Annotated in this window: 36 protein-coding genes; 35 read left to right on the plus strand and 1 reads right to left on the minus strand. The window is 34.3% G+C overall.

The genetic code is table 11. The annotated features are described in order from the left end of the window. Positions 1-71 precede the first annotated feature (71 nt). Positions 72-1,739, minus strand: a complete 1,668-nt coding sequence (locus ACSVH2_RS11925) for a hypothetical protein (RefSeq protein ID WP_438093414.1) — start codon at positions 1,737-1,739, stop codon at positions 72-74. Positions 1,740-2,012: 273 nt separating this feature from the next. Between ACSVH2_RS11925 and rpsL the strand changes: the two genes are divergently transcribed. From rpsL to guaA, 35 genes are all read left to right on the plus strand, one after another. Beyond that, positions 2,013-2,396 carry a 30S ribosomal protein S12 gene (rpsL, locus tag ACSVH2_RS11930; RefSeq protein WP_293874503.1) on the plus strand — a complete coding sequence of 128 codons (384 nt, stop codon included), beginning with the start codon at positions 2,013-2,015 and terminating at the stop codon, positions 2,394-2,396. Between the two features lie 23 nt (positions 2,397-2,419). Beyond that, on the plus strand, positions 2,420-2,896 hold the full coding sequence (rpsG, locus tag ACSVH2_RS11935) for a 30S ribosomal protein S7 (protein WP_342696836.1): 477 nt from the start codon (positions 2,420-2,422) through the stop codon (positions 2,894-2,896). A gap of 10 nt (positions 2,897-2,906) precedes the next feature. Then, positions 2,907-5,063, plus strand: coding sequence for an elongation factor G (gene fusA / locus ACSVH2_RS11940; protein WP_438093415.1), 2,157 nt, complete (start codon positions 2,907-2,909; stop codon positions 5,061-5,063). Between the two features lie 11 nt (positions 5,064-5,074). Next, positions 5,075-5,380 (plus strand): 30S ribosomal protein S10, encoded by a 306-nt coding sequence (gene rpsJ, locus ACSVH2_RS11945; RefSeq protein ID WP_026710316.1) that lies wholly within the window; start codon positions 5,075-5,077, stop codon positions 5,378-5,380. 109 nt (positions 5,381-5,489) lie between these two features. Continuing rightward, positions 5,490-6,107, plus strand: a complete 618-nt coding sequence (gene rplC, locus ACSVH2_RS11950; protein WP_396173935.1) for a 50S ribosomal protein L3 — start codon at positions 5,490-5,492, stop codon at positions 6,105-6,107. Further along, positions 6,107-6,736, plus strand: a complete 630-nt coding sequence (rplD, locus tag ACSVH2_RS11955) for a 50S ribosomal protein L4 (RefSeq protein ID WP_438093477.1) — start codon at positions 6,107-6,109, stop codon at positions 6,734-6,736. Before rplC ends, rplD begins: the two co-directional genes overlap by 1 nt. Before the next feature lie 6 nt (positions 6,737-6,742). Beyond that, positions 6,743-7,033 (plus strand): 50S ribosomal protein L23, encoded by a 291-nt coding sequence (gene rplW, locus ACSVH2_RS11960; protein WP_438093416.1) that lies wholly within the window; start codon positions 6,743-6,745, stop codon positions 7,031-7,033. A 6-nt stretch (positions 7,034-7,039) separates the two neighbouring features. Continuing rightward, positions 7,040-7,864: a 50S ribosomal protein L2 gene (rplB, locus tag ACSVH2_RS11965; protein WP_438093417.1), complete on the plus strand. Its 825-nt coding sequence runs from the start codon at positions 7,040-7,042 to the stop codon at positions 7,862-7,864. Positions 7,865-7,874: 10 nt separating this feature from the next. Further along, complete coding sequence (rpsS, locus tag ACSVH2_RS11970; RefSeq protein ID WP_007136562.1) at positions 7,875-8,153, plus strand: 30S ribosomal protein S19; 279 nt, start codon at positions 7,875-7,877, stop codon at positions 8,151-8,153. Between the two features lie 6 nt (positions 8,154-8,159). Then, entirely contained in the window at positions 8,160-8,570 is a 411-nt protein-coding gene (rplV, locus tag ACSVH2_RS11975) for a 50S ribosomal protein L22 (protein ID WP_438093418.1), read from the plus strand. Between the two features lie 8 nt (positions 8,571-8,578). Further along, the gene (gene rpsC, locus ACSVH2_RS11980) at positions 8,579-9,340 is read left to right on the plus strand and encodes a 30S ribosomal protein S3 (protein WP_438093419.1); all 762 of its coding nucleotides are present in this window, start codon (positions 8,579-8,581) and stop codon (positions 9,338-9,340) included. Positions 9,341-9,359: 19 nt separating this feature from the next. Next, positions 9,360-9,785 (plus strand): 50S ribosomal protein L16, encoded by a 426-nt coding sequence (rplP, locus tag ACSVH2_RS11985; RefSeq protein WP_342696829.1) that lies wholly within the window; start codon positions 9,360-9,362, stop codon positions 9,783-9,785. A gap of 13 nt (positions 9,786-9,798) precedes the next feature. After that, entirely contained in the window at positions 9,799-9,990 is a 192-nt protein-coding gene (gene rpmC / locus ACSVH2_RS11990; RefSeq protein WP_264520626.1) for a 50S ribosomal protein L29, read from the plus strand. A 16-nt stretch (positions 9,991-10,006) separates the two neighbouring features. After that, entirely contained in the window at positions 10,007-10,267 is a 261-nt protein-coding gene (rpsQ, locus tag ACSVH2_RS11995) for a 30S ribosomal protein S17 (protein WP_264520627.1), read from the plus strand. A gap of 2 nt (positions 10,268-10,269) precedes the next feature. Then, positions 10,270-10,638: a 50S ribosomal protein L14 gene (gene rplN, locus ACSVH2_RS12000; protein ID WP_007803649.1), complete on the plus strand. Its 369-nt coding sequence runs from the start codon at positions 10,270-10,272 to the stop codon at positions 10,636-10,638. A 12-nt stretch (positions 10,639-10,650) separates the two neighbouring features. Further along, complete coding sequence (gene rplX, locus ACSVH2_RS12005) at positions 10,651-10,965, plus strand: 50S ribosomal protein L24 (RefSeq protein ID WP_438093420.1); 315 nt, start codon at positions 10,651-10,653, stop codon at positions 10,963-10,965. Between the two features lie 2 nt (positions 10,966-10,967). Further along, positions 10,968-11,519, plus strand: coding sequence for a 50S ribosomal protein L5 (gene rplE, locus ACSVH2_RS12010; RefSeq protein WP_438093421.1), 552 nt, complete (start codon positions 10,968-10,970; stop codon positions 11,517-11,519). A gap of 3 nt (positions 11,520-11,522) precedes the next feature. Beyond that, complete coding sequence (gene rpsN, locus ACSVH2_RS12015) at positions 11,523-11,792, plus strand: 30S ribosomal protein S14 (RefSeq protein WP_438093422.1); 270 nt, start codon at positions 11,523-11,525, stop codon at positions 11,790-11,792. 77 nt (positions 11,793-11,869) lie between these two features. Next, positions 11,870-12,268, plus strand: a complete 399-nt coding sequence (rpsH, locus tag ACSVH2_RS12020; protein WP_438093423.1) for a 30S ribosomal protein S8 — start codon at positions 11,870-11,872, stop codon at positions 12,266-12,268. 16 nt (positions 12,269-12,284) lie between these two features. Further along, entirely contained in the window at positions 12,285-12,827 is a 543-nt protein-coding gene (gene rplF / locus ACSVH2_RS12025) for a 50S ribosomal protein L6 (protein ID WP_121312862.1), read from the plus strand. A gap of 11 nt (positions 12,828-12,838) precedes the next feature. Next, complete coding sequence (gene rplR, locus ACSVH2_RS12030) at positions 12,839-13,192, plus strand: 50S ribosomal protein L18 (RefSeq protein ID WP_438093424.1); 354 nt, start codon at positions 12,839-12,841, stop codon at positions 13,190-13,192. Positions 13,193-13,198: 6 nt separating this feature from the next. Next, positions 13,199-13,723: a 30S ribosomal protein S5 gene (gene rpsE / locus ACSVH2_RS12035; protein ID WP_438093425.1), complete on the plus strand. Its 525-nt coding sequence runs from the start codon at positions 13,199-13,201 to the stop codon at positions 13,721-13,723. A 12-nt stretch (positions 13,724-13,735) separates the two neighbouring features. Then, a complete protein-coding gene (gene rpmD, locus ACSVH2_RS12040; RefSeq protein WP_121312865.1) occupies positions 13,736-13,918 on the plus strand; it encodes a 50S ribosomal protein L30 in 183 nt (60 codons plus the stop codon). A gap of 11 nt (positions 13,919-13,929) precedes the next feature. Further along, positions 13,930-14,382, plus strand: a complete 453-nt coding sequence (gene rplO, locus ACSVH2_RS12045) for a 50S ribosomal protein L15 (RefSeq protein ID WP_396176561.1) — start codon at positions 13,930-13,932, stop codon at positions 14,380-14,382. Between the two features lie 11 nt (positions 14,383-14,393). Further along, positions 14,394-15,737 carry a preprotein translocase subunit SecY gene (secY, locus tag ACSVH2_RS12050; RefSeq protein WP_438093426.1) on the plus strand — a complete coding sequence of 448 codons (1,344 nt, stop codon included), beginning with the start codon at positions 14,394-14,396 and terminating at the stop codon, positions 15,735-15,737. Between the two features lie 5 nt (positions 15,738-15,742). Then, entirely contained in the window at positions 15,743-15,958 is a 216-nt protein-coding gene (gene infA, locus ACSVH2_RS12055; RefSeq protein WP_007136545.1) for a translation initiation factor IF-1, read from the plus strand. Positions 15,959-15,969: 11 nt separating this feature from the next. Further along, a complete protein-coding gene (gene ykgO / locus ACSVH2_RS12060; protein ID WP_081932050.1) occupies positions 15,970-16,086 on the plus strand; it encodes a type B 50S ribosomal protein L36 in 117 nt (38 codons plus the stop codon). Between the two features lie 2 nt (positions 16,087-16,088). Then, positions 16,089-16,463, plus strand: a complete 375-nt coding sequence (gene rpsM, locus ACSVH2_RS12065; protein ID WP_133533890.1) for a 30S ribosomal protein S13 — start codon at positions 16,089-16,091, stop codon at positions 16,461-16,463. A gap of 8 nt (positions 16,464-16,471) precedes the next feature. Further along, positions 16,472-16,855 carry a 30S ribosomal protein S11 gene (gene rpsK, locus ACSVH2_RS12070; RefSeq protein ID WP_131476278.1) on the plus strand — a complete coding sequence of 128 codons (384 nt, stop codon included), beginning with the start codon at positions 16,472-16,474 and terminating at the stop codon, positions 16,853-16,855. Between the two features lie 115 nt (positions 16,856-16,970). Beyond that, on the plus strand, positions 16,971-17,576 hold the full coding sequence (gene rpsD, locus ACSVH2_RS12075; RefSeq protein WP_121312870.1) for a 30S ribosomal protein S4: 606 nt from the start codon (positions 16,971-16,973) through the stop codon (positions 17,574-17,576). A gap of 21 nt (positions 17,577-17,597) precedes the next feature. Continuing rightward, on the plus strand, positions 17,598-18,590 hold the full coding sequence (locus tag ACSVH2_RS12080; RefSeq protein WP_438093427.1) for a DNA-directed RNA polymerase subunit alpha: 993 nt from the start codon (positions 17,598-17,600) through the stop codon (positions 18,588-18,590). 41 nt (positions 18,591-18,631) lie between these two features. Next, positions 18,632-19,231 carry a 50S ribosomal protein L17 gene (gene rplQ / locus ACSVH2_RS12085; protein ID WP_438093428.1) on the plus strand — a complete coding sequence of 200 codons (600 nt, stop codon included), beginning with the start codon at positions 18,632-18,634 and terminating at the stop codon, positions 19,229-19,231. 147 nt (positions 19,232-19,378) lie between these two features. Beyond that, positions 19,379-20,503 (plus strand): glutamine-hydrolyzing carbamoyl-phosphate synthase small subunit, encoded by a 1,125-nt coding sequence (carA, locus tag ACSVH2_RS12090; RefSeq protein ID WP_438093429.1) that lies wholly within the window; start codon positions 19,379-19,381, stop codon positions 20,501-20,503. A 132-nt stretch (positions 20,504-20,635) separates the two neighbouring features. Beyond that, the gene (eno, locus tag ACSVH2_RS12095) at positions 20,636-21,928 is read left to right on the plus strand and encodes a phosphopyruvate hydratase (RefSeq protein WP_438093430.1); all 1,293 of its coding nucleotides are present in this window, start codon (positions 20,636-20,638) and stop codon (positions 21,926-21,928) included. Positions 21,929-22,040: 112 nt separating this feature from the next. Next, on the plus strand, positions 22,041-23,570 hold the full coding sequence (guaA, locus tag ACSVH2_RS12100; RefSeq protein WP_438093431.1) for a glutamine-hydrolyzing GMP synthase: 1,530 nt from the start codon (positions 22,041-22,043) through the stop codon (positions 23,568-23,570). The last annotated feature ends 61 nt before the right edge of the window (positions 23,571-23,631 follow it).

The raw sequence follows: 23,631 nt of genomic DNA on the forward strand, positions 1-23,631 counted from the left end.
GCCAAAGCTGACTATTATTTATCAAGAATCCTAATAAAAAGTTAAAATTTTTAAAATAAAATTTTAGCAAATTAAAAATTAGCTTTAAAACTAATGTGTATAATGGAATTGGATAATTTTATAGCTTGATTGCTTGTGCTTCCATTGGCATACACAATATTAAAAAGACCGTTTTTTGATAATATGCCAAATCCAAAGCCCAATCCGAGAAGATTTTCTTGACTATCGGTTGTTTTATCTTGTAAAAAACCATAATCGATAATAGAATGGATGTAAATAGTAGGCGCAAGAACATAGCGATACTCGGTTAAAAGAGAACCAAAGGCATTTCCCTGTAAACTGTTTTCTTTAAATCCTCTAATTGAATTTATACCTCCAAATCTGTATAATTCATTTACTATATAGGTGTCGCTTTGTAGATAGAAATTTTGTGTTCTAAAATTAATGATGTTTTTTTCGTTTAAATAAAAATTATGTTTGAAGAATACACTACCAAATGATTGACTGTCTGAAACAACGTTGGTGTCTCTATTTCCAATGCCTATTTTAAAATTTAGTGCTGTTTTTTCTGGGAAAAGAAAATCATCATTTTTAAAATTTAAAAACTCAAAAGTACTAGTCAAAAATGAATTGTTGAAGTCACTCAAGCTTGCGGTATTGACATTTTGAATATCGCTTGATTCGGTAGCTTGATATCCCAAATATAGGCGACTATTGTAATTGAAAAAATAACCTAAATCAATTGCCGTACGTGTATTTTGAAAAGTACTATCTTGTTTGAAAATATTAAGTTCGGCTTTTAATCCAATAGGGCTTTTAAAAATATAGGGTAGTTCAACGCCGAAATTAAAAGTTTTTTGATCTTGACCATCGCTTTTCCAATACAACGCCAATTTTTCCCCAGAGTTTAAAATATTGTTTAAAACCAAATCCAGATAACCACTAAAAACCAAATTGCTGTTTTCATCATTGGTAAAACCTATATAGCCGTCAAATGTATTTGATTTTACTTTTTCCAAATACACATATACTTTAGTGGAGTCTTTTGTGAATAGTATTTCGGGATATTTACTTTGTTTGCTGAATCTAAATTTTTCAAAATCATTATAAAGATTGTCTAGGTTTTTTTGATTAAAAATTTTGTTGCGATACAATCTGATAATGTTTTTTTTGTGACCTTCAGGAAATTTGTCATACCCATTAATGACAATATCATTCAATTGTCTTTTGGACTCTTTAATTATAGATAAATCAGCCGAGATGAAGTTTCTTTTCTTTTGAAGGTTAATGAGTTTTACTTTTGCCATTGAAAAACCATTGCTTTCTAATTTTTTTAAAATTGTGTTTAAAAAACTTTCACTTTCTTCATAAGGAATGTTTAGGGTATCGCTTTTTATAGGATAAGTATTGATGAGGTTTTCTTGAAATTCTTTAGTTACATATATATGTATAAAGTCAACTTTTATCCCGATGTTATATTTAAAACAAAAAGTACTGTCATTTTGTTTGAAGTTCTCTGTGATTTGAGCTTCGGCATATCCTTTTTTAGTTAGTTTATCATAAAAGGAATTGTTTTCATCGAGAACTGACTTTGTGTTTTTGTGTTTTGTTATATAGCCTAGACTATCAATTGTATTCGTCTCTTTTTCATTTTGCCCAATAATTTTCAAATAGAATTCTTGTGAAGAAGCATTCCAGCTGATGGTAAAACTAAAAATAAGGAATAAAAGCTTTTTCAAGTGATTTGAATATTTGCATAAAAATAACGCAAAAAAAACATTTTTATTATGATTTATCGAAACTAAAAACAAACAGTTTGAAACACCGAATGGAAATGATTTAATTTCTAAAATAGTTGTTCAAAATTGCGGTTCTGTATTTCTTTAATTAACAAATAATTAGTTCTTGAAAAAATTAATTACTTATGATTTGTTTCATTAAAAATAATTACTACATTTGCAACCCCTAAAAAAGTGGGAATTAATAAAATAAAGAAAAATTAGTATTTAATTATGCCAACAATTCAACAATTAGTAAGAACAGGAAGAACTCAAGTCACTAAGAAGAGTAAATCGGTTGCTTTAGATTCTTGTCCTCAAAGAAGAGGTGTTTGTACGCGTGTTTACACTACTACTCCAAAAAAACCAAACTCAGCGATGCGTAAAGTAGCGCGTGTACGTTTGACTAATGGAAATGAAGTAAATGCATACATCCCAGGAGAAGGACACAATCTACAAGAGCACTCGATAGTATTAGTGCGAGGCGGAAGGGTAAAAGATTTACCAGGAGTTAGATATCACATTGTGCGTGGTGCACTTGATACATCAGGTGTAGCAGGAAGAACACAAAGAAGATCTAAATACGGTGCTAAACGCCCAAAAGAAGCTAAAAAGTAATTTTAAACTTTTAAAGAAAAGACATGAGAAAAAGAGCGGCAAAGAAAAGACCACTTTTACCAGATCCTAAATTTAACGATCAGTTAGTAACACGTTTCGTGAACAACTTGATGTGGGATGGTAAGAAATCAACAGCTTTCAAAGTATTCTATGATGCCATGGAAATCGTAGAAGCAAAAAAGAATAATGATGAGAAACCATCATTAGAAGTATGGAAAGATGCTTTAACAAACGTTATGCCTCACGTAGAAGTACGTAGTCGTAGAGTAGGTGGAGCTACATTTCAAATTCCAATGCAAATTAGACCAGATAGAAAAATTTCTATGGCTATGAAGTGGATGATACTTTATGCAAGAAGAAGAAATGAAAAATCAATGGCTGGTAAATTAGCTTCAGAAATTTTAGCTGCGGCTAAAGAAGAAGGAGCAGCAGTTAAGAAAAGAATGGATACTCACAAAATGGCAGAAGCTAACAAAGCATTCTCTCACTTTAGATTTTAATTCATAAGAAATGGCTAGAGATTTAAAATTTACAAGAAATATTGGAATTGCGGCTCACATTGATGCTGGTAAAACAACAACAACTGAGCGTATATTATTTTACACAGGAAAGTCACATAAAATTGGTGAAGTACACGATGGTGCTGCAACAATGGACTGGATGGCACAAGAGCAAGAAAGAGGTATTACGATTACTTCTGCAGCTACAACTTGTGAATGGAGCTTTCCAACAGAACAAGGTAAACTATTACCTACTTCACAAGATTATCACTTTAATATTATTGATACTCCAGGACACGTTGACTTTACCGTTGAGGTAAACCGTTCTTTACGTGTATTGGATGGATTAGTTTTCTTATTTAGTGCTGTTGATGGTGTTGAACCACAATCAGAAACTAACTGGAGACTTGCAGATCAGTATAGAGTTCCACGTATGGGATTCGTAAACAAAATGGACCGTCAAGGTTCAAACTTCTTGGCAGTTTGTCAACAAGTTAGAGATATGTTAAAGTCTAACGCAGTTGCGATTACTTTGCCAATTGGTGAAGAAAACGACTTTAGAGGAGTAGTTGATTTAGTTAAAAATCAAGCTATTGTATGGCATGATGAAACGTTAGGAGCTACTTTTGATATAGTGCCTATTCCTGCTGACATGATTGCTGAAGTTAAAGAATACAGAGATATTCTTATCGAAGCAGTAGCTGATTATGACGAAAACCTTCTTGATAAGTATATGGAAGATCCAGACTCTATCACTGAAGAAGAAATCAATACAGCATTAAGAGCAGCAACAATTGACATGGCTATCATTCCTATGATTGCAGGTTCTTCTTTTAAAAACAAAGGAGTTCAATTCATGTTGGATGCAGTTTGTAAATATTTACCATCTCCTTTAGATAAAGAAGGTATTGAAGGAATTCATCCTGATGATGCTGAATTATTAGAAGAAGATCAAAAGAAAATATTACGTCGTCCTGATGTAAAAGAGCCGTTCGCAGCTTTGGCATTTAAAATTGCTACTGACCCATATGTTGGTCGTTTGGCTTTCTTCCGTGCTTATTCAGGTCGTTTAGATGCGGGTTCCTATATTTTGAACACGCGTTCAGGAAATAAAGAAAGAATTTCTCGTATATACCAAATGCACGCTAACAAACAAAACCCAATCGATTATATCGAGGCAGGAGATATTGGAGCAGCTGTTGGATTTAAAGATATCAAGACTGGAGACACTATGTGTGATGAAAAACACCCAATCATTCTTGAGTCAATGAAATTCCCTGCGCCAGTTATTGGTATCGCTATTGAGCCAAAAACAAAAGCAGATGTTGATAAAATGGGTATGGCTTTAGCTAAATTAGCTGAAGAAGATCCAACGTTTACTGTTAGAACAGACGAAGCTTCTGGTCAAACGATTATCTCAGGTATGGGTGAGTTACACTTAGACATTCTTGTAGATCGTATGAAACGTGAATTCAAAGTTGAGGTTAATCAAGGTGAACCTCAAGTTGAATACAAAGAAGCTTTCACAAAATCGGCTCAACACAGAGAAACTTATAAAAAACAATCTGGTGGTCGTGGTAAATTCGGTGATATCGTATTTAGATTGGAACCAGCTGACGAAGTTGATGGAAAAGTGCCTGTTGGGTTACAATTCGTTAACGAAGTAAAAGGTGGTAACGTTCCTAAAGAATATATTCCATCTGTAGAAAAAGGTTTCAGAGAAGCTATGAAAACTGGTCCATTAGCTGGATATCAAGTTGATAGTTTAAAAGTTACTTTATTAGACGGATCTTTCCACCCTGTAGATTCTGATGCACTTTCTTTCGAGTTGGCTGCTAGAATGGGATACAGAGAAGTTGCCAAAGCAGCTGGAGCAGTTATCCTTGAACCTATCATGAAAATGGAAGTTATTACACCGGAAGAAAACATGGGAGATATCGTAGGTGATATTAACCGTCGTAGAGGTCAGGTTAATGACATGGGTGACAGAAATGGAGCAAAAACTATTAAGGCAAATGTACCACTTTCTGAAATGTTTGGATATGTTACTACTTTGAGAACATTGTCTTCAGGTAGAGCAACTTCAACAATGGAATTTTCACACTACGAACAAACTCCTTCTAATATTTCAGAAGAAGTTATCAAAAAAGCAAAAGGTAACGCTTAATTCTTATAAAGATGAGTCAAAAAATTAGAATAAAATTAAAGTCTTACGATCATATGTTGGTTGATAAATCAGCAGAGAAAATCGTAAAAACTGTGAAAAGCACAGGTGCTGTTGTAACAGGTCCTATTCCGTTACCTACACACAAAAAAATATTTACTGTATTACGTTCTCCACACGTTAATAAAAAAGCAAGAGAACAGTTTGAAGTAAGTTCTTATAAAAGATTATTAGATATTTACTCTTCATCTTCAAAAACTATTGATGCTCTTATGAAATTAGAGTTACCAAGCGGTGTTGAAGTAGAAATTAAAGTATAAGTACTCTTTAAAAGTTTAAGTTTTAAGTATTAGAGTGTTGAAAAATAGTCTAATACTTAATTCTTTATAATTGAATAACAAAAATTTATTAATTAATAATTAGTTTACTATGTCTGGGTTAATTGGAAGAAAAATCGGCATGACTAGCATTTTCGATGAAAACGGGAAAAACATTCCTTGTACAGTAATCGAAGCTGGACCTTGTGTCGTTACCCAAGTCAGAACCAAAGAGGTTGACGGGTATGAAGCTCTTCAGCTTGGTTTCGATGACAAAACAGAAAAACACGCTACTAAAGCTGACTTAGGTCACTTTAAAAAAGCGGGAACTTCTGCTAAAAAGAAAGTCGTTGAATTCCAAGGGTTTGAAGAAAATTACAAATTAGGTGATAATATCACCGTGGAAGTATTCAGCGAAGGAGAATTTGTTGATGTACAAGGTGTATCAAAAGGTAAAGGTTTTCAAGGTGTTGTAAAGCGTCACGGTTTTGGTGGTGTTGGACAAGCTACACATGGTCAACATAACCGTTTGAGAGCGCCAGGTTCTGTAGGAGCATCCTCTTATCCATCTCGTGTATTTAAAGGTATGCGTATGGCTGGAAGAATGGGTGGTGAAAATGTAAAAATACAAAATCTTAGAGTTTTAAAAGTAGTTTCTGAAAAGAACTTACTTGTTGTTAAAGGAGCTATTCCTGGATGCAAAAACTCTTATGTAATCATTCAGAAGTAATGGAAGCAAAAGTTTTAGATATCAACGGAAAAGATACTGGAAGAAAAGTTCAACTTTCTGATTCAGTATTCGGCATTGAGCCAAATAATCATGCAGTATATCTTGATGTTAAGCAATACTTAGCCAATCAAAGACAAGGGACGCACAAAGCAAAAGAAAGAGCTGAAGTAGCGGGAAGTACACGTAAGATTAAAAAACAAAAAGGTACAGGTACAGCACGTGCTGGTAGCAAAAAAAGTCCATTGTTCAAAGGTGGAGGAACAGTATTTGGTCCAAGACCAAGAAGCTATTCTTTCAAACTGAACAAAAACTTAAAAAGATTAGCAAGAAAATCCGCTTTCTCTATAAAAGCAAAAGAGTCAAATTTAGTAGTGGTTGAAGATTTCAGTTTTGAAGCGCCAAACACTAAAAATTTCATCAATGTTTTGAAAGCTTTAGGGTTGGAAAACAAAAAATCTTTATTTGTGTTGGGTGAATCAAATAAAAATGTATATTTGTCGTCACGCAATTTGAAAGCCTCTAGCGTTGTAACAAGCTCAGAATTAAGTACTTATGCAATTTTAAATGCAAATAATTTAGTTTTATCTGAGGGTTCTTTAGAGGGAATTGTTGAAAATTTAAGCAAATAACAGATCATGAGTATCATAATTAAACCTATCATAACAGAAAAAATCACCAAAGAAGGTGAGATTTTCAATCGTTTTGGTTTTGTTGTTGACAAAAAAGCAAACAAAGTTCAAATAAAAAAAGCTGTAGAAGCTGCTTATGGAATTTCTGTTGTTACTGTTAACACGATGAACTATAGAGCTGATAGAACTACTAAATATACAAAAAGTGGTTTGATTAGTGGAAAAACAAATGCTTACAAAAAAGCAATTGTACAAGTTAAAGAAGGAGAAACAATAGATTTTTATAATAATATCTAATAGAAAATGTCAGTTAGAAAATTAAAACCTATTACCCCTGGTCAGCGTTTTAGAGTTGTGAATGGTTTTGACGCCATCACGACTGATAAGCCGGAGCGTTCATTGATCGCACCGATAAAAAACTCAGGTGGTAGAAATAGTCAAGGAAAAATGACCATGCGTTATACAGGCGGTGGGCACAAACAAAGGTATCGTATCATTGATTTTAAAAGAACTAAAGTTGGTATTCCAGCTACAGTTAAATCCATAGAATATGATCCAAACAGAACTGCTTTTATCGCATTATTGTGGTATGCTGATGGAGAGAAAGCTTATATTATTGCTCAAAACGGTTTACAAGTAGGGCAAACACTTTTATCAGGTGAATCAGCTTCTCCTGAAATTGGAAATACTTTACCATTAAGTAAAATTCCATTGGGAACAGTAATTTCTTGTATTGAATTGCGTCCAGGTCAAGGAGCTACAATAGCTCGTTCTGCTGGAACATTTGCTCAATTAATGGCAAGAGATGGAAAATACGCTACGATTAAAATGCCTTCAGGTGAAACAAGATTAATCTTGTTGACTTGTTCAGCAACAATCGGAGCAGTATCAAACTCTGACCACCAATTAATTGTATCTGGTAAAGCAGGTAGAACTAGATGGTTGGGTAGAAGACCAAGAACAAGACCAGTAGCTATGAACCCTGTCGATCACCCAATGGGTGGTGGTGAAGGACGTTCATCTGGAGGTCATCCACGTTCTAGAAAAGGTCTTCCTGCAAAAGGTTACAGAACTCGTTCTAAAGTTAACCCGAGTAATAAGTATATTGTTGAACGCAGAAAGAAATAATTAGATAGACATGGCACGTTCATTAAAAAAAGGACCTTTTGTACATTATAAATTAGATAAGAAAGTTCAGGAAAATATTGCTGGTGGAAATAAAGGTGTTGTTAAGACTTGGTCTAGAGCATCAATGATTACTCCAGATTTCGTAGGACAAACTATCGCAGTACACAATGGTCGTCAATTTGTTCCAGTTTATGTAACTGAGAACATGGTAGGACACAAATTAGGAGAGTTTTCACCAACAAGATCTTTTAGAGGTCACGCTGGAGCAAAAAATAAAGGTAAAAAATAAGAAGCAATGGGAGTTCGTAAAAGAGAAACAGCAGACGCAAGAAAAGAGGCTAATAAGTCTATAGCTTTTGCAAAGTTAAATAACTGCCCTACTTCACCTAGAAAAATGCGCTTAGTTGCGGACTTGGTAAGAGGTCAGAAAGTGGAAAGAGCGTTGAATATTTTAAGATTCAGCACTAAAGAAGCTTCAAGAAAATTAGAGAAATTAGTATTATCTGCAATCAACAATTGGGAGCAGAAAAATGCAGATGGAAATGTTTCTGAAGCAGGCTTATTTATAAAAGAAATCCGTGTTGACGGTGGAATGATGTTAAAAAGACTTCGTCCAGCACCACAAGGAAGAGCACACAGAATTAGAAAACGTTCAAACCACGTGACAATCGTGTTAGGAGCTAATGATAACACACAAGCAAATTAATAATTAAGATGGGACAAAAGACAAATCCAATAGGAAACAGACTTGGTATCATCAGAGGATGGGATTCAAACTGGTATGGTGGAAATGATTACGGTGACAAAATCGCTGAAGATTATAAAATCAGAAAGTATATTCATGCTCGTTTATCAAAAGCTAGTGTATCAAAAGTAATCATCGAGAGAACTTTAAAACTTGTAACCGTTACTATCACTACTGCTAGACCTGGTATTATTATCGGGAAAGGCGGACAAGAGGTAGACAAGTTGAAAGAAGAACTTAAGAAAGTTACTGACAAAGAGGTTCAAATTAACATTTTTGAAATCAAAAGACCTGAACTTGATGCTTATTTAGTTGCAACAAGTATCTGTCGTCAAATCGAAAGCAGAATTTCTTACAGACGTGCAATCAAAATGGCTATTGCTGCTTCTATGCGTATGAACGCTGAAGGTATCAAAGTTTTGATTTCTGGTCGTTTGAATGGTGCAGAGATGGCACGTTCAGAAGGTTTCAAAGAAGGAAGAATTCCTCTATCAACTTTCAGAGCCGATATTGATTATGCTTTGGCTGAAGCGCATACTACTTATGGTAGAATGGGTATCAAAGTATGGATCATGAAAGGTGAAGTATATGGAAAAAGAGATCTTTCTCCACTTGTAGGTATGGATAAAAAACAATCCGGTACTGGTGGTGGAAAAGGTGGAGATTCTCCAAGAGGAGACAGAAAGCCTTTTAACAAAGGTGGTAAACCAGATGCTCGTAAAAGAAAGTAAATTTTTAAATTAAAGAAAAATGTTACAGCCTAAAAGAACAAAGTATCGTAAGGTACAAAAAGGTAGAATGAAAGGAAATGCTCAAAGAGGGCATGAACTTTCAAGTGGAATGTTTGGGATAAAATCTGTTCATGAGGATGGAATGTTCCTAACTTCTCGTCAAATAGAAGCTGCGCGTATTGCTGCAACTCGTTATATGAAAAGAGAAGGTCAATTATGGATTAATATTTTTCCAGACAAACCTATAACTAAGAAACCTCTTGAAGTACGTATGGGTAAAGGAAAAGGTGCAGTCGAATATTGGGCTGCTATTGTAAAACCAGGAAGAATAATGTTTGAAGTTGGTGGAGTTCCTCTATCAGTTGCTAAAGAAGCTTTGCGTCTTGCAGCACAAAAACTTCCGGTAAAAACTAAGTTTGTCGTTGCTAGAGATTTCGAAGCATAATCTAAAATTAATTATGAAACAATCAGAAATTATAAATCTATCCGCAGCTGAGTTACAAGAAAAACTTAGTCAATTAAGAAAAGCGTATTCAGACCTAAAAAATGCTCACGCTATTTCTCCAATTGCAAATCCACTTCAAATTAGAAGTGCTAGAAGAGCGGTTGCTAGAGTAGCAACAGAGCTAACTAAAAGAGAGTTACAATAATTGTATGCTAGCTAAAATGGAAGATAAAAGAAATTTAAGAAAAGAGAGAATAGGTGTTGTTACTAGTAACAAAATGGATAAATCCATTGTTGTTGCTCAAGTAACAAAAGTAAAACACCCGTTATACGGTAAGTTCGTGTTAAAAACTAAAAAGTTTCATGCACACGACGAAACAAATGACTGTAACATCGGTGATACAGTAAAGATCATGGAAACAAGACCTTTATCAAAAACCAAATGTTGGAGACTAGTTGAAATTATTGAAAGAGCTAAATAATTATGGTACAACAAGAATCAAGACTAAAAGTCGCAGATAACACAGGAGCAAAAGAAGTTTTGACTATCCGTGTATTAGGAGGAACGAAACGTCGTTATGCCTCTGTTGGAGATAAAATTGTAGTTTCAATTAAAGATGCAACACCAAACGGAAACGTTAAAAAAGGTGCTGTTTCAACTGCAGTTGTTGTACGTACCAAAAAAGAAGTGAGAAGAGCTGATGGTTCTTATATCCGTTTCGATGACAATGCATGTGTTCTTTTGAACGCTGCAGGGGAAATGAGAGGAACTCGTGTTTTTGGTCCAGTAGCAAGAGAACTTCGTGAAAAACAATTCATGAAAATTGTATCATTAGCACCAGAAGTGCTTTAATTCGTTAGTAAGATGATAAAGCTAAAGATAAAATCAGGAGACACAGTAAAAGTTATCGCTGGTGACCATAAAGGTTCTGAAGGTAAAGTTATGCGTGTTGACCGTGAGAAAAACAAAGCAATCGTTGAAGGTGTAAACATGGTTTCGAAACATACAAAACCAAGTGCCAAAAGCCCTCAAGGAGGAATTGTTAAGAAAGAAGCTCCTATTCATATTTCAAACCTTGCATTAATTGATCCAAAGTCAAAAACTGCAACTAAAGTTGGGATCAAAGTAGAAGGAGATAAGAAAGTGAGATTTTCAAAAAAATCTAATCAAGTATTATAGTTATGGCATATACACCTAGACTTAAGCAAGAATATAAGGACAGAGTAATTGCTGCCCTTAAAGAAGAATTCGGTTATAAAAACGTAATGCAAGTTCCAAAATTGGAAAAAATCGTTTTGAGCCGTGGAGTTGGAGCAGCAGTTTCTGATAAAAAATTGGTTGACTATGCTGTTGACGAATTAACAAAGGTTACTGGACAAAAAGCAGTATCTACTATTTCTAAGAAAGACGTTGCGTCTTTTAAATTGAGAAAAGGTATGCCAATTGGAGCTAAAGTTACTCTTAGAGGAGAAAGAATGTATGAGTTTTTAGATAGACTTATTACATCATCTTTACCACGTGTAAGAGATTTTAATGGTATCAAAGCTACTGGTTTTGACGGAAGAGGTAATTATAACCTTGGTGTTACTGAACAAATCATTTTCCCTGAAATTGATATTGATAAAGTAAACAAAATTGCAGGTTTGGATATTACTTTCGTTACTTCGGCAAACACAGATAAAGAAGCAAAGTCATTATTGGCTGAATTAGGTTTACCTTTTAAAAAGAATTAAGATATGGCTAAAGAATCAATGAAAGCCCGTGAGGTTAAGAGAGAAAAAACGGTAGCTAAGTATGCTGAGAAAAGAAAAGCTTTGTTAGAAGCTAAAGATTATGAAGGCCTACAAAAATTACCTAAAAATGCTTCACCGGTTCGTATGCACAATCGTTGTAAACTAACAGGAAGACCTAGAGGTTATATGCGTCAATTTGGTTTATCTCGTGTTACTTTTCGCGAAATGGCAAACCAAGGATTAATCCCGGGAGTTAAAAAAGCTTCTTGGTAATCAATAATTAATTATCAATTGGTTAAAGGTTCATTTAGTGAGTACTTCTTGAAAACCATAACCGCAAATTTATACATATGTATACAGATCCTATTGCAGATTATCTTACGAGAGTTAGAAATGCAGTGATGGCAAACCATAAAGTGGTTGAAATCCCAGCTTCTAATTTGAAAAAAGAAATCACAAAGATTTTATTCGATCAAGGATATATCTTAAGTTACAAGTTTGATGACAATACTGTTCAAGGTACCATCAAAATCGCTTTGAAATATGATAAAGACACTAAGGAGTCAGTTATCAAAGACATTCAAAGAATTAGTAAACCAGGTTTACGTAAATATGCTGGTTCTTCAAAAATCCCAAGGATTCTAAACGGATTAGGAATTGCAATTGTTTCTACATCAAAAGGTTTGATGACAGGAAAACAAGCTAAGCAATTAAATGTTGGTGGAGAAGTAATTTGCTACGTATACTAATTAAAACAGTTAAACAATGTCAAGAATAGGTAAAAATCCAATTTCAATTCCTGCTGGTGTAACTGTAGAAGTTAGTGAAACAGTAATTACAGTTAAAGGAAAATTAGGTCAACTTACACAAGATTACGCTGACGTAACTGTAAAAGTTGAAGAAGGTCAACTAGTAGTAGAAAGACCATCTGATAGTAAAGATCATAGAGCAAAACACGGATTATACAGGTCATTAATCAACAACATGATTATTGGTGTATCTGAAGGTTTTACAAAAGAATTAGAATTGGTTGGAGTAGGTTACAGAGCTTCTAACCAAGGGCAAAAATTAGATTTAGCATTAGGTTTTTCTCATAATATTGTTTTGGAAGTTGCTCCAGAAGTAAAATTAGAAACAATATCTGAGAAAGGAAAAAACCCAATAGTTAAGTTAACATCTTTCGACAAACAGTTAATTGGACAAATCGCTGCTAAAATCAGAGGTTTCCGTAAACCTGAACCTTACAAAGGAAAAGGTGTTAAGTTTGTTGGTGAAGTATTAAGAAGAAAAGCAGGTAAATCAGCTTAAAAAATAACATTATGTCATTAACAAAAACTGAAAGAAGACAAAGAATTAGATTCAGAATCAGAAAGATTGTAAGCGGAACCGCTACAAATCCAAGACTTTCTGTATTCAGAAGTAATAAAGAAATCTATGCACAGCTAATAGACGATGTGAATGGTGTTACTTTATTGGCTGCTTCATCAAAAGATAAAGGAGTAGATATTAAAGGTACAAACGTAGAAGTTGCTACTGCAGTTGGAAAACTTGTAGCAGAAAAAGCGTTAAAAGCCGGATTTGAAACAGTAACTTTCGATAGAGGAGGTTATTTATATCACGGTCGTATTAAATCATTAGCGGAAGGCGCAAGAGCGGCTGGACTTAAATTCTAAGAAATTATGTATAACAGATACAAAAATGTAGAGTTAGTAAAACCTAGTGGTCTTGAATTAAAAGACCGTTTGGTAAGTGTAAATCGTGTTACCAAAGTTACAAAAGGTGGTAGAGCTTTCGGGTTTTCTGCAATTGTAGTAGTAGGTGATGAAAACGGTGTTGTTGGACATGGTTTAGGGAAATCAAAAGATGTTTCTGAAGCTATTGCAAAAGCAGTAGAAGATGCAAAGAAAAATCTAGTTAGAATTCCTTTAAGTGGTCAATCGGTACCTCACGAACAAAAAGGAAAATTTGGTGGAGCAGCTGTGTTTTTGATGCCTGCATCTCATGGTACAGGAGTTATTGCTGGTGGTGCTGTTCGTTCAGTACTTGAGTCAGTTGGTATTCATGATGTATTGTCAAAATCTCAAGGATCATCAAATCCTCACAACGTGGTAAAAGCAACTTTTGATGCTTTATTACAAATGAGAAGTGCTGTTACTGTTGCAAAACAAAGAGGTATTTCTTTAGAAAAAGTATTTAAAGGTTAATTCAAGGAAATTATGGCTAAATTATTAGTAAAACAAGTTAGAAGTAAAATCAACTGTCCTCTTACACAAAAAAGAGGATTAGAAGCTTTAGGTCTTCGTAAAATGGGACAAGTTGTGGAGCATGATTCAAATCCAGCTATCCTTGGAATGATAAATAAAGTTAAACACTTAGTTTCCGTTGAGGAAGTTAAATAACAATTATAGTTATGAATTTAAGTAACTTACAGCCTGCAGAAGGTTCTACGCACAATCAAAATAAAAGATTGGGTAGAGGTGAAGGTTCTGGTAAAGGTGGTACAGCCGCTAGAGGACACAAAGGAGCAAAGTCTCGTTCGGGTTATTCTAAAAAAATTGGTTTTGAAGGTGGACAAATGCCACTTCAAAGACGTGTACCTAAGTTTGGTTTTACAAACATCAATCGTAAAGAATATCAAGGTGTAAATCTTGATGCGCTTCAATTATTAGTTGACAACGGAATTGTTACCGATACTGTAGATTTTTCAGTATTAGTTGAAAACCGTTTAGCAACTAAGAATGAACTTGTGAAAATTCTTGGTAGAGGTGAATTGAAATCAAAATTAAAAGTAACCGCTCATAAATTTACTGCTACTGCAAAAGCTGCTATTGAAGCTGCTGGTGGAGAAGCAGTAACATTATAAAAACGAGAACAATGAAGAAATTTTTTGAATCATTAAATAATGTTTGGAAAATAGAAGAACTGAAAAACAGAATCTTGATAACTCTTGGTTTGTTATTAGTTTACCGTTTTGGAGCGCATGTTACGCTTCCAGGTATTGATGCTACACAATTACAAAGCTTAGCTGGTCAAACAGAAAAAGGTATTGGTTCAATACTTGATATGTTTACTGGTGGAGCTTTTTCTAAAGCATCAGTATTTGCGTTGGGTATCATGCCTTACATATCGGCTTCAATTGTTGTACAGTTAATGGGTATTGCTATTCCTTATTTGCAAAAATTGCAAAAGGATGGTGAAAGTGGTAGAAAAAAACTAAACCAAATTACAAGATGGTTAACCATTGCAATTACACTTGTTCAAGGTCCAGGTTATATTTATAACTTGTATTCTACTTTGCCTGGTAATGCATTCCTATTAGGATTTGATTCATTCCAGTTCTTATTCTCTTCAGTATTAATACTTACTACAGGAACTGTTTTTGCCATGTGGTTAGGAGAAAAGATTACAGACAAAGGAATTGGTAATGGAATTTCCCTTTTGATAATGGTTGGAATTTTAGCGAGATTACCTCAAGCATTAATTCAAGAATTTACTTCAAAAGTTACCAATAATAATGGTGGACCTATGTTGTTGGTAATCGAAATTATTGTTTGGTTATTAGTAATTATCGCTTGTGTATTATTAGTTATGGCAGTTAGAAAGATACCAGTTCAGTATGCACGTCGTACTACAACTGGAGATTTCGAACAAGATATGATGGGTGGAAACAGGCAATGGATTCCCTTGAAGTTAAATTCTGCAGGTGTAATGCCAATCATTTTTGCGCAAGCAATTATGTTCATCCCAGCAGCTTTAGCAGGTCTTTCAAATTCTGAAGCATCACAATCTATTGCTGGAACTTTTAGTAATATGTTTGGTTTTTGGTATAATTTAGTATTTGCAACGTTAATTTTAGTTTTTACTTTCTTTTACACGGCAATTACTGTTCCAACAAATAAAATGGCTGATGATTTAAAAAGAAGTGGTGGTTTTATTCCAGGTGTTAAACCAGGAATAGATACAGCAGATTTCTTAGATAGAATCATGTCTCTTATAACATTCCCTGGCTCATTATTTCTTGCTTTAATCGCTGTGTTCCCAGCTATTGTTGTTAGTCTTGATGTGCAACAATCTTGGGCAATGTTCTATGGTGGAACTTCGCTAATCATTATGGTTGGAGTTGCCATTGATACTATTCAACAAATAAATTCTTATTTGCTGAATAAACACTATGACGGATTGATGAAAACGGGTAAAAATAGAAAAGCAGTAGCTTAATTTTTATGGCAAAACAATCAGCAATAGAACAAGATGGATCAATAATCGAAGCATTATCAAATGCAATGTTTCGTGTTGAGTTAGAAAACGGACATATTGTAATTGCTCATATTTCTGGTAAGATGCGTATGCATTACATCAAATTGTTACCTGGTGACAAAGTGAAATTAGAAATGAGTCCTTACGATTTGTCAAAAGCAAGAATTACTTATAGATATTAAAGATATTCAAAATGAAAGTAAGAACATCAGTTAAAAAAAGAAGTGCCGAGTGCAAAATTGTACGAAGAAAAGGCAGATTATACGTAATCAACAAAAAGAATCCTAGATTTAAACAAAGACAAGGATAGTTATGGCAAGAATAGCAGGGGTAGATATCCCAAAAAACAAAAGAGGAGTTATCGCTTTAACCTACATTTTCGGTATAGGTAAAAGTAGAGCTATAGAGATTTTAGAAAAAGCTCAAGTTAGCCAAGATAAAAAAGTTCAAGATTGGAATGATGACGAAATCGGAGGAATTCGTGATGCAGTTTCTTATTTCAAAATTGAAGGTGAACTTCGTTCAGAAGTTTCACTACACATTAAGCGTTTAATGGACATTGGATGTTATAGAGGTATCCGTCATAGATCAGGTCTTCCGTTGAGAGGACAAAGAACTAAGAACAACTCTAGAACAAGAAAAGGCAAAAGAAAAACTGTTGCTAACAAGAAAAAAGCAACTAAATAATAAGTAATATGGCTAAAGCGACTACAAAAAAACGTAAAGTTATCGTTGAATCAACGGGCGAAGCGCATATTAATGCAACTTTTAACAACATCATCATTTCTTTAACAAACAAAAAAGGTGAAGTTATTTCTTGGTCATCTGCAGGTAAAATGGGTTTCAGAGGTTCTAAAAAGAATACTCCGTATGCAGCTCAAATGGCAGCAGAAGATTGTGGAAAAGTAGCATTAGAAGCTGGACTTAAAAAAGTAAAAGTGTATGTTAAAGGTCCAGGTAACGGAAGAGAATCTGCTATCAGATCTATACACAATTCAGGAATTGAAGTAACAGAAATTATTGACGTTACCCCAATGCCTCACAATGGATGTCGTCCACCTAAAAGACGTAGAGTATAATTTTTACTGAATTTAACTCAGTATCTAATTTATAATTAAGTATAACAAAAGGTAGAAATCAGATTATCGAAGGATATGACCTGAATTCATAATCTCTATCTTAAAACAATTTAAAATGGCAAGATATACTGGTCCTAGTACAAGAATTGCTCGTAAATTTGGCGAAGCAATATTCGGAGAAGACAAATCCTTCGAAAAAAGAAATTACCCTCCAGGCCAACATGGTATGGCAAAAAAGAGAGGTAAAAAATCTGAATATGCTGTCCAATTGATGGAGAAGCAAAAAGCTAAATATTCTTATGGAATTTTAGAAAAACAATTCAGAAACCTGTTTGAAAAAGCAGCAGCTTCAAAAGGTGTAACAGGTGAAATCCTTTTGCAATTATGTGAAGCTAGATTAGACAACGTAGTTTTCAGAATGGGAATTGCACCTTCTAGAAGAGCAGCAAGACAAATCGTTTCTCACCGTCACATCACTGTGAATGGAGAATTGGTTAATATTCCATCTTATCACTTAAAACCAGGTGATAAAGTTGCAGTTCGTGAAAAATCTAAATCTGTTGAAGCTATCGAACGTTCATTAGCGAATTCTTCTCATGTTTATGAGTGGATTACTTGGAACAACGATACTAAAGAAGGAACTTTTGTTTCTGTTCCTCAAAGACTTCAAATCCCAGAAAATATTAAAGAGCAATTAATCGTAGAGTTGTACAACAAATAATAATTGACATCAGTCTAAATTATGGCAATATTTAATTTTCAGAAGCCCGATAAAGTTATCATGATCGATTCAACCGATTTTGAAGGTAAGTTTGAATTCAGACCTTTAGAACCTGGTTATGGATTGACCGTTGGTAATGCACTTAGAAGAGTTTTACTTTCTGCGTTAGAAGGTTATGCGATAACATCTGTTCGTATAGACGGTGTTGAGCATGAGTTTTCAACTATTTCAGGAGTTGTAGAAGATGTAACTGAAATTATCCTAAACCTTAAACAAGTACGTTTCAAACGTCAAATTGAGGATGTTGATAATGAAACAGTATCTATTTCTATCTCAGGAAAAGACCAAATTACAGCAGGTGATTTTCAAAAATTCATCTCTGGTTTTCAAGTTTTGAATCCAGAACTTGTAATTTGTAATCTTGATAGCAAGGTAAATTTGAACATGGAATTAACCATCGAAAAAGGTCGTGGTTATGTTCCTGCTGAGGAGAACAAAAAACAAAATGCAGCAATTGGTACTATTTTTACAGACTCAATTTTTACACCAGTAAAAAATGTTAAATATGGTATTGAAAACTTCCGTGTGGAGCAAAAAACAGATTATGAAAAATTAGTTTTTGAAATTAAAACTGATGGTTCAATCAATCCAAAAGATGCTTTAACTGAAGCTGCTAAAGTTTTAATTCACCACTTTATGTTATTCTCTGATGAGAGAATTACTTTAGAAGCTGATGAAATTGCTCAAACAGAATCTTACGACGAAGAATCATTACACATGAGACAATTGCTTAAAACTAAGCTTGTTGATATGGATTTATCTGTAAGAGCATTAAATTGTTTGAAAGCAGCCGAAGTTGATACACTTGGAGATCTTGTATCCTTCAACAAAAACGACTTGATGAAGTTCCGTAATTTTGGTAAAAAATCGCTAACAGAGTTAGATGAATTGGTTGCCAATAAAAATTTAACTTTCGGGATGGATTTAGGTAAATATAAATTAGATAAAGAATAATCTAATCCCGTTCTTGAAACGAGATTAAATTTTATAAAGCAATGAGACACGGAAAAAAAATTAATCATTTAAGCAGACAGACTGGACATAGAAAATCTATGTTAGCTAATATGGCTTGTTCTCTTATCGAGCACAAACGTATTATTACAACTGTTGCTAAAGCTAAAGCGCTTAAACAATTTGTTGAGCCATTAGTAACAAAATCAAAAGAAGATACAACTCACAATCGTCGTATAGTTTTCGCATATCTACGTAACAAATATGGTGTAACAGAACTTTTTAGAGAAGTTGCAGCTAAAGTAGGTGATCGTCCAGGTGGATATACTCGTATCATTAAAATGGGTAACCGTTTAGGAGATAACGCTGATATGGCTATGATTGAGTTAGTTGATTTCAACGAACTATACAATGGTGGTAAAAAAGAAGAGAAAAAAGCGAAAAGCCGTCGTGGTGGAAAAGCTAAAAAATCTGAAACTGATACTACAGTTGTTGAAGCTCCAGTTGTTGAAGCTACTCCAGAAGCAGTGGTTGAAGAAGTTGTTGAAACTCCGATTGCAGAATCTCCAGTTGCAGAAGTTGAGGAAACTCCAGCACCAGAAGCTCCAGCAGCAGATGAAGAATCGAAAGAAGAGCAAGCATAATGATTGCTTCTTTTTAAATATAAAGGATAAACATTTTGTTTATCCTTTTTTTTTGCCTAATACTTTATAAAGCATAAATTTGCAACATACAACTAACTACAATGACACTAGTGATAATATTGCTTGTGACAATTAACAACAACAACAATGAAATATACAACACGACAACAAGCTATTTTACTACTTGCAGACGGAACCATTTTTTACGGAAAATCAATTGGCATTTCAGGAAAAACATTTGGAGAAGTTTGTTTCAATACTGGAATGACAGGTTATCAAGAAATATTTACTGATCCTTCTTATTTTGGACAAATCATGGTTGCTACTAATCCACATATTGGAAACTACGGAGTGAATGCCGAAGAAGTAGAAGCCGATAAAATTATGATTTCTGGATTGGTTTGTAAAAATTTTAGCTTTAATCATTCAAGACCAAATTCAGAAAGTAATCTTTATGACTATTTTGAAAGCCAAAATCTGATTTGTATTTCAGATGTTGATACACGAGCTTTAGTGAGTTATATTAGAGATAATGGCGCTCAAAACGCAGTGATTTGTACTGATGGAACTCCAATTGAAGAATTGAAAGTCTTATTGTCAAATGTTCCAAATATGGAAGGATTAGAACTAGCTTCAAAAGTATCTACTACAGCACCTTTTTTCTTTGGTAATGAAAATGCAACCTATAAAATCTCGGCTTTGGATTTAGGTATTAAAAGAAATATTTTGAGAAATCTCGCCATAAGAGATTGTTACATAAAAGTATTTCCCTATGATACAAATTTCGAGACATTAAAATCATTTAACCCAGATGGTTACTTTTTGTCCAATGGTCCAGGTGATCCTGATCCTTTAATAGAAGTGCAAAGTGTTGCTCGCGAAATGATAGCTTCAGATAAGCCTGTTTTTGGAATTTGTTTAGGACATCAGATTTTAGCTTTGGCCAATGGTGTTTCGACTTATAAAATGTTTAACGGTCACAGAGGAATAAACCATCCAGTTATGAATGTGTTGACTGGAAAGGGAGAAATCACTTCACAAAATCACGGATTTGCAGTCAATAGAGAACAACTTGAAAAACATCCTGATTTGGAAATCACTCATTATCATATTAATGATAACACAGTGGCAGGAATGCGAATGAAATCTAAGAATTGTTTCTCAGTTCAGTACCATCCTGAAGCAAGTCCTGGTCCACATGATTCACAATATCTTTTCGATGATTTTATTGCCAACATTAAAAATAGAGTAGCATTACAAAAAGCTTTTTAATATCAAATGGATTTAAAATCACTAAATCGTTTGCGTTAATAACATTCTTTTCAATTGTCAAATTGATAAAAAAAGATGAAATATATTTGTAATAATTCTAAAATTTAATATTAAAAATTTAATATCATAAAAATGAGTATAATAATAAAAGTTCACGCAAGACAAATTTTGGATTCTAGAGGAAATCCAACAGTTGAAGTAGATGTAGTAACAGAAAATGGCGTTCTTGGTAGAGCATCAGTTCCATCTGGAGCATCCACAGGCGAACATGAGGTTGTTGAGCTTCGTGATGGTGGAAAAAACTACATGGGAAAAGGTGTTTTAAAAGCGGTTCATAATGTAAACGCTACTATCGCTCCAGAATTGATGGGTGTTTCTGTTTTTGAACAAAATCATATTGACCAATTAATGATTGAATTGGATGCAACTCCAAACAAATCAAACTTAGGTGCTAATGCTATTTTGGGAGTTTCTTTGGCTGTTGCCAAAGCTGCTGCAAATGAATTAGGATTACCTTTATACCGTTATGTTGGTGGTGTTTCTGCCAATACATTACCTGTACCAATGATGAATATTATCAATGGTGGTTCGCATTCTGATGCGCCTATTGCTTTTCAAGAGTTTATGATTATGCCTGTAAAAGCCACTTCATTTACTCATGCTATGCAAATGGGAACAGAGATTTTCCATAACTTGAAAAAAGTGTTACACGACAGAGGTTTATCTACTGCAGTTGGAGATGAAGGAGGATTTGCTCCAAATCTTGCCGGTGGAACGGAAGATGCTTTGGATACGATTAAAAAAGCAGTTGAAAATGCGGGTTATAAATTTGGTGATGAAGTTATGATTGCTCTTGATTGTGCAGCTTCTGAGTTTTATGTTGATGGAAAATACGATTATACCAAATTTGAAGGTGCTACAGGAAAAATAAGAACTTCAAAAGAACAAGCAGAATATTTAGTTTCATTGGCTACCAATTATCCAATTATTTCTATTGAAGATGGAATGTATGAAAATGATTGGGAAGGATGGAAACATTTAACGGATATGATAGGTGATAAAACCCAATTAGTTGGTGACGATTTATTTGTTACCAATGTGGAGCGTCTGTCTCGTGGAATTAATGAAGGTATTGCCAATTCAATCTTAGTTAAAGTAAACCAAATTGGTACTTTGACAGAAACAATTGCTGCTGTAAACATGGCGCACAATGCGGGTTATACTTCGGTAATGTCACACCGTTCGGGTGAAACAGAAGATAATACCATTGCTGATTTAGCTGTGGCGTTAAACTGCGGACAGATTAAAACAGGTTCGGCTTCGCGTTCTGATAGAATGGCAAAATACAACCAATTGCTACGTATAGAAGAAGAATTAGGTAATACTGCTTATTTTCCTGGCGTAAGAGCTTTTAAGCAGAAATAATTTAAATTTAAATACTTACTCAAAGCATCCTGATTTTATTGGGATGCTTTTTTTATTTTCATTATTCTAAAAATGCGTTTTTATTTTTCAATCGAGAATAGTACTTTTGCGCATGCAACACAACGTACTTATTTTAGATTTCGGGTCGCAATACACACAACTTATTGCACGCCGCGTTCGCGAATTAAACATATTCTGCGAAATTTTTCCTTTCAATCATTTTCCAGATGATTTATCATCTTATAAAGCGGTTATCCTTTCAGGGAGTCCATATTCCGTAAGAGGTGAAGATGCTCCTCATCCTGATTTATCACAAATTCGAAGCAAAATGCCTTTGCTTGCCGTGTGTTATGGTGCACAGTATTTAGCGCATTTTAGTGGTGGAGAAGTAGCACCAAGTAATACTCGTGAATATGGTAGAGCAAATTTATCATTCATTAAAGACGACGAAGCTTTTATGGATGAAGTAGCTTTGAACAGTCAGGTTTGGATGAGTCATAGTGATACGATTAAAAAACTTCCAACTAACGGAGTGCTTATTGCTAGTACCAAAGATGTTGAAAATGCTGCTTATCGCATTGAAGGTGAAACTACTTATGCTATTCAGTTTCATCCTGAAGTATATCATTCAACTGATGGCAAACAGATTTTAGAAAACTTCTTAGTTAAGATTGCGCATGTGCCACAAAATTTCACCCCTAATGCTTTTGTAGAAGACTGTGTTACAGCATTGAAAGAAAAAGTAAAAGAGGATAAGGTGGTTCTTGGACTTTCTGGTGGTGTAGACTCTACTGTTGCTGCAGTTTTATTACATAAAGCTATTGGTAAAAACTTGTACTGTATTTTCGTTAACAATGGTTTACTTCGAAAAAATGAATTCGAAAATGTATTGCATCAATACAAAGACATGGGGTTGAATGTGAAAGGCGTTGATGCTTCAGAGCGTTTTCTTTCGGCTTTGGATGGCATTGAAGATCCAGAAACTAAACGAAAAGCAATTGGACGTGTTTTTATAGAAGTTTTTGATGACGAAGCACATCAATTGGAAGATGTAAAGTGGTTAGCTCAAGGTACTATTTATCCTGATGTAATTGAGTCGGTTTCGGTAAAAGGACCTTCGGCCACTATAAAATCACATCACAATGTGGGCGGTTTACCTGATTTTATGAAACTACAAATTGTAGAACCTTTACGTATGCTTTTCAAAGATGAAGTGCGTAGAGTAGGGAAAACATTAGGCATTGATCCAGAACTTTTAGGAAGACATCCTTTTCCTGGTCCAGGATTATCAATAAGAATTTTGGGTGCTATTACTCCGGAGAAAGTTAGGATTCTGCAAGAAGTAGATTCTATTTTTATTGAAGGATTAAAAACGCATGGATTGTATGACTCGGTTTGGCAAGCTGGAGCGATTTTACTTCCTGTTAATAGCGTAGGAGTTATGGGTGATGAACGCACTTATGAAAAAGTAGTAGCACTTCGTGCGGTTGAATCTACCGATGGAATGACAGCAGATTGGGTACATTTACCGTATGATTTTTTGATGAAAATTTCTAATGAAATTATCAATAAAGTGAAAGGTGTGAATAGAGTAGTGTATGACATTAGCTCAAAACCGCCTGCCACAATTGAATGGGAATAGTTTTTGTTAACATAAAAAAGTTAATGAAAAAAGTAGCAATACCTATTGATATTAAAAAGAT

Source organism: Flavobacterium sp. RSB2_4_14 (assembly GCF_051547085.1).
In the GTDB taxonomy this organism is placed as follows: domain Bacteria; phylum Bacteroidota; class Bacteroidia; order Flavobacteriales; family Flavobacteriaceae; genus Flavobacterium.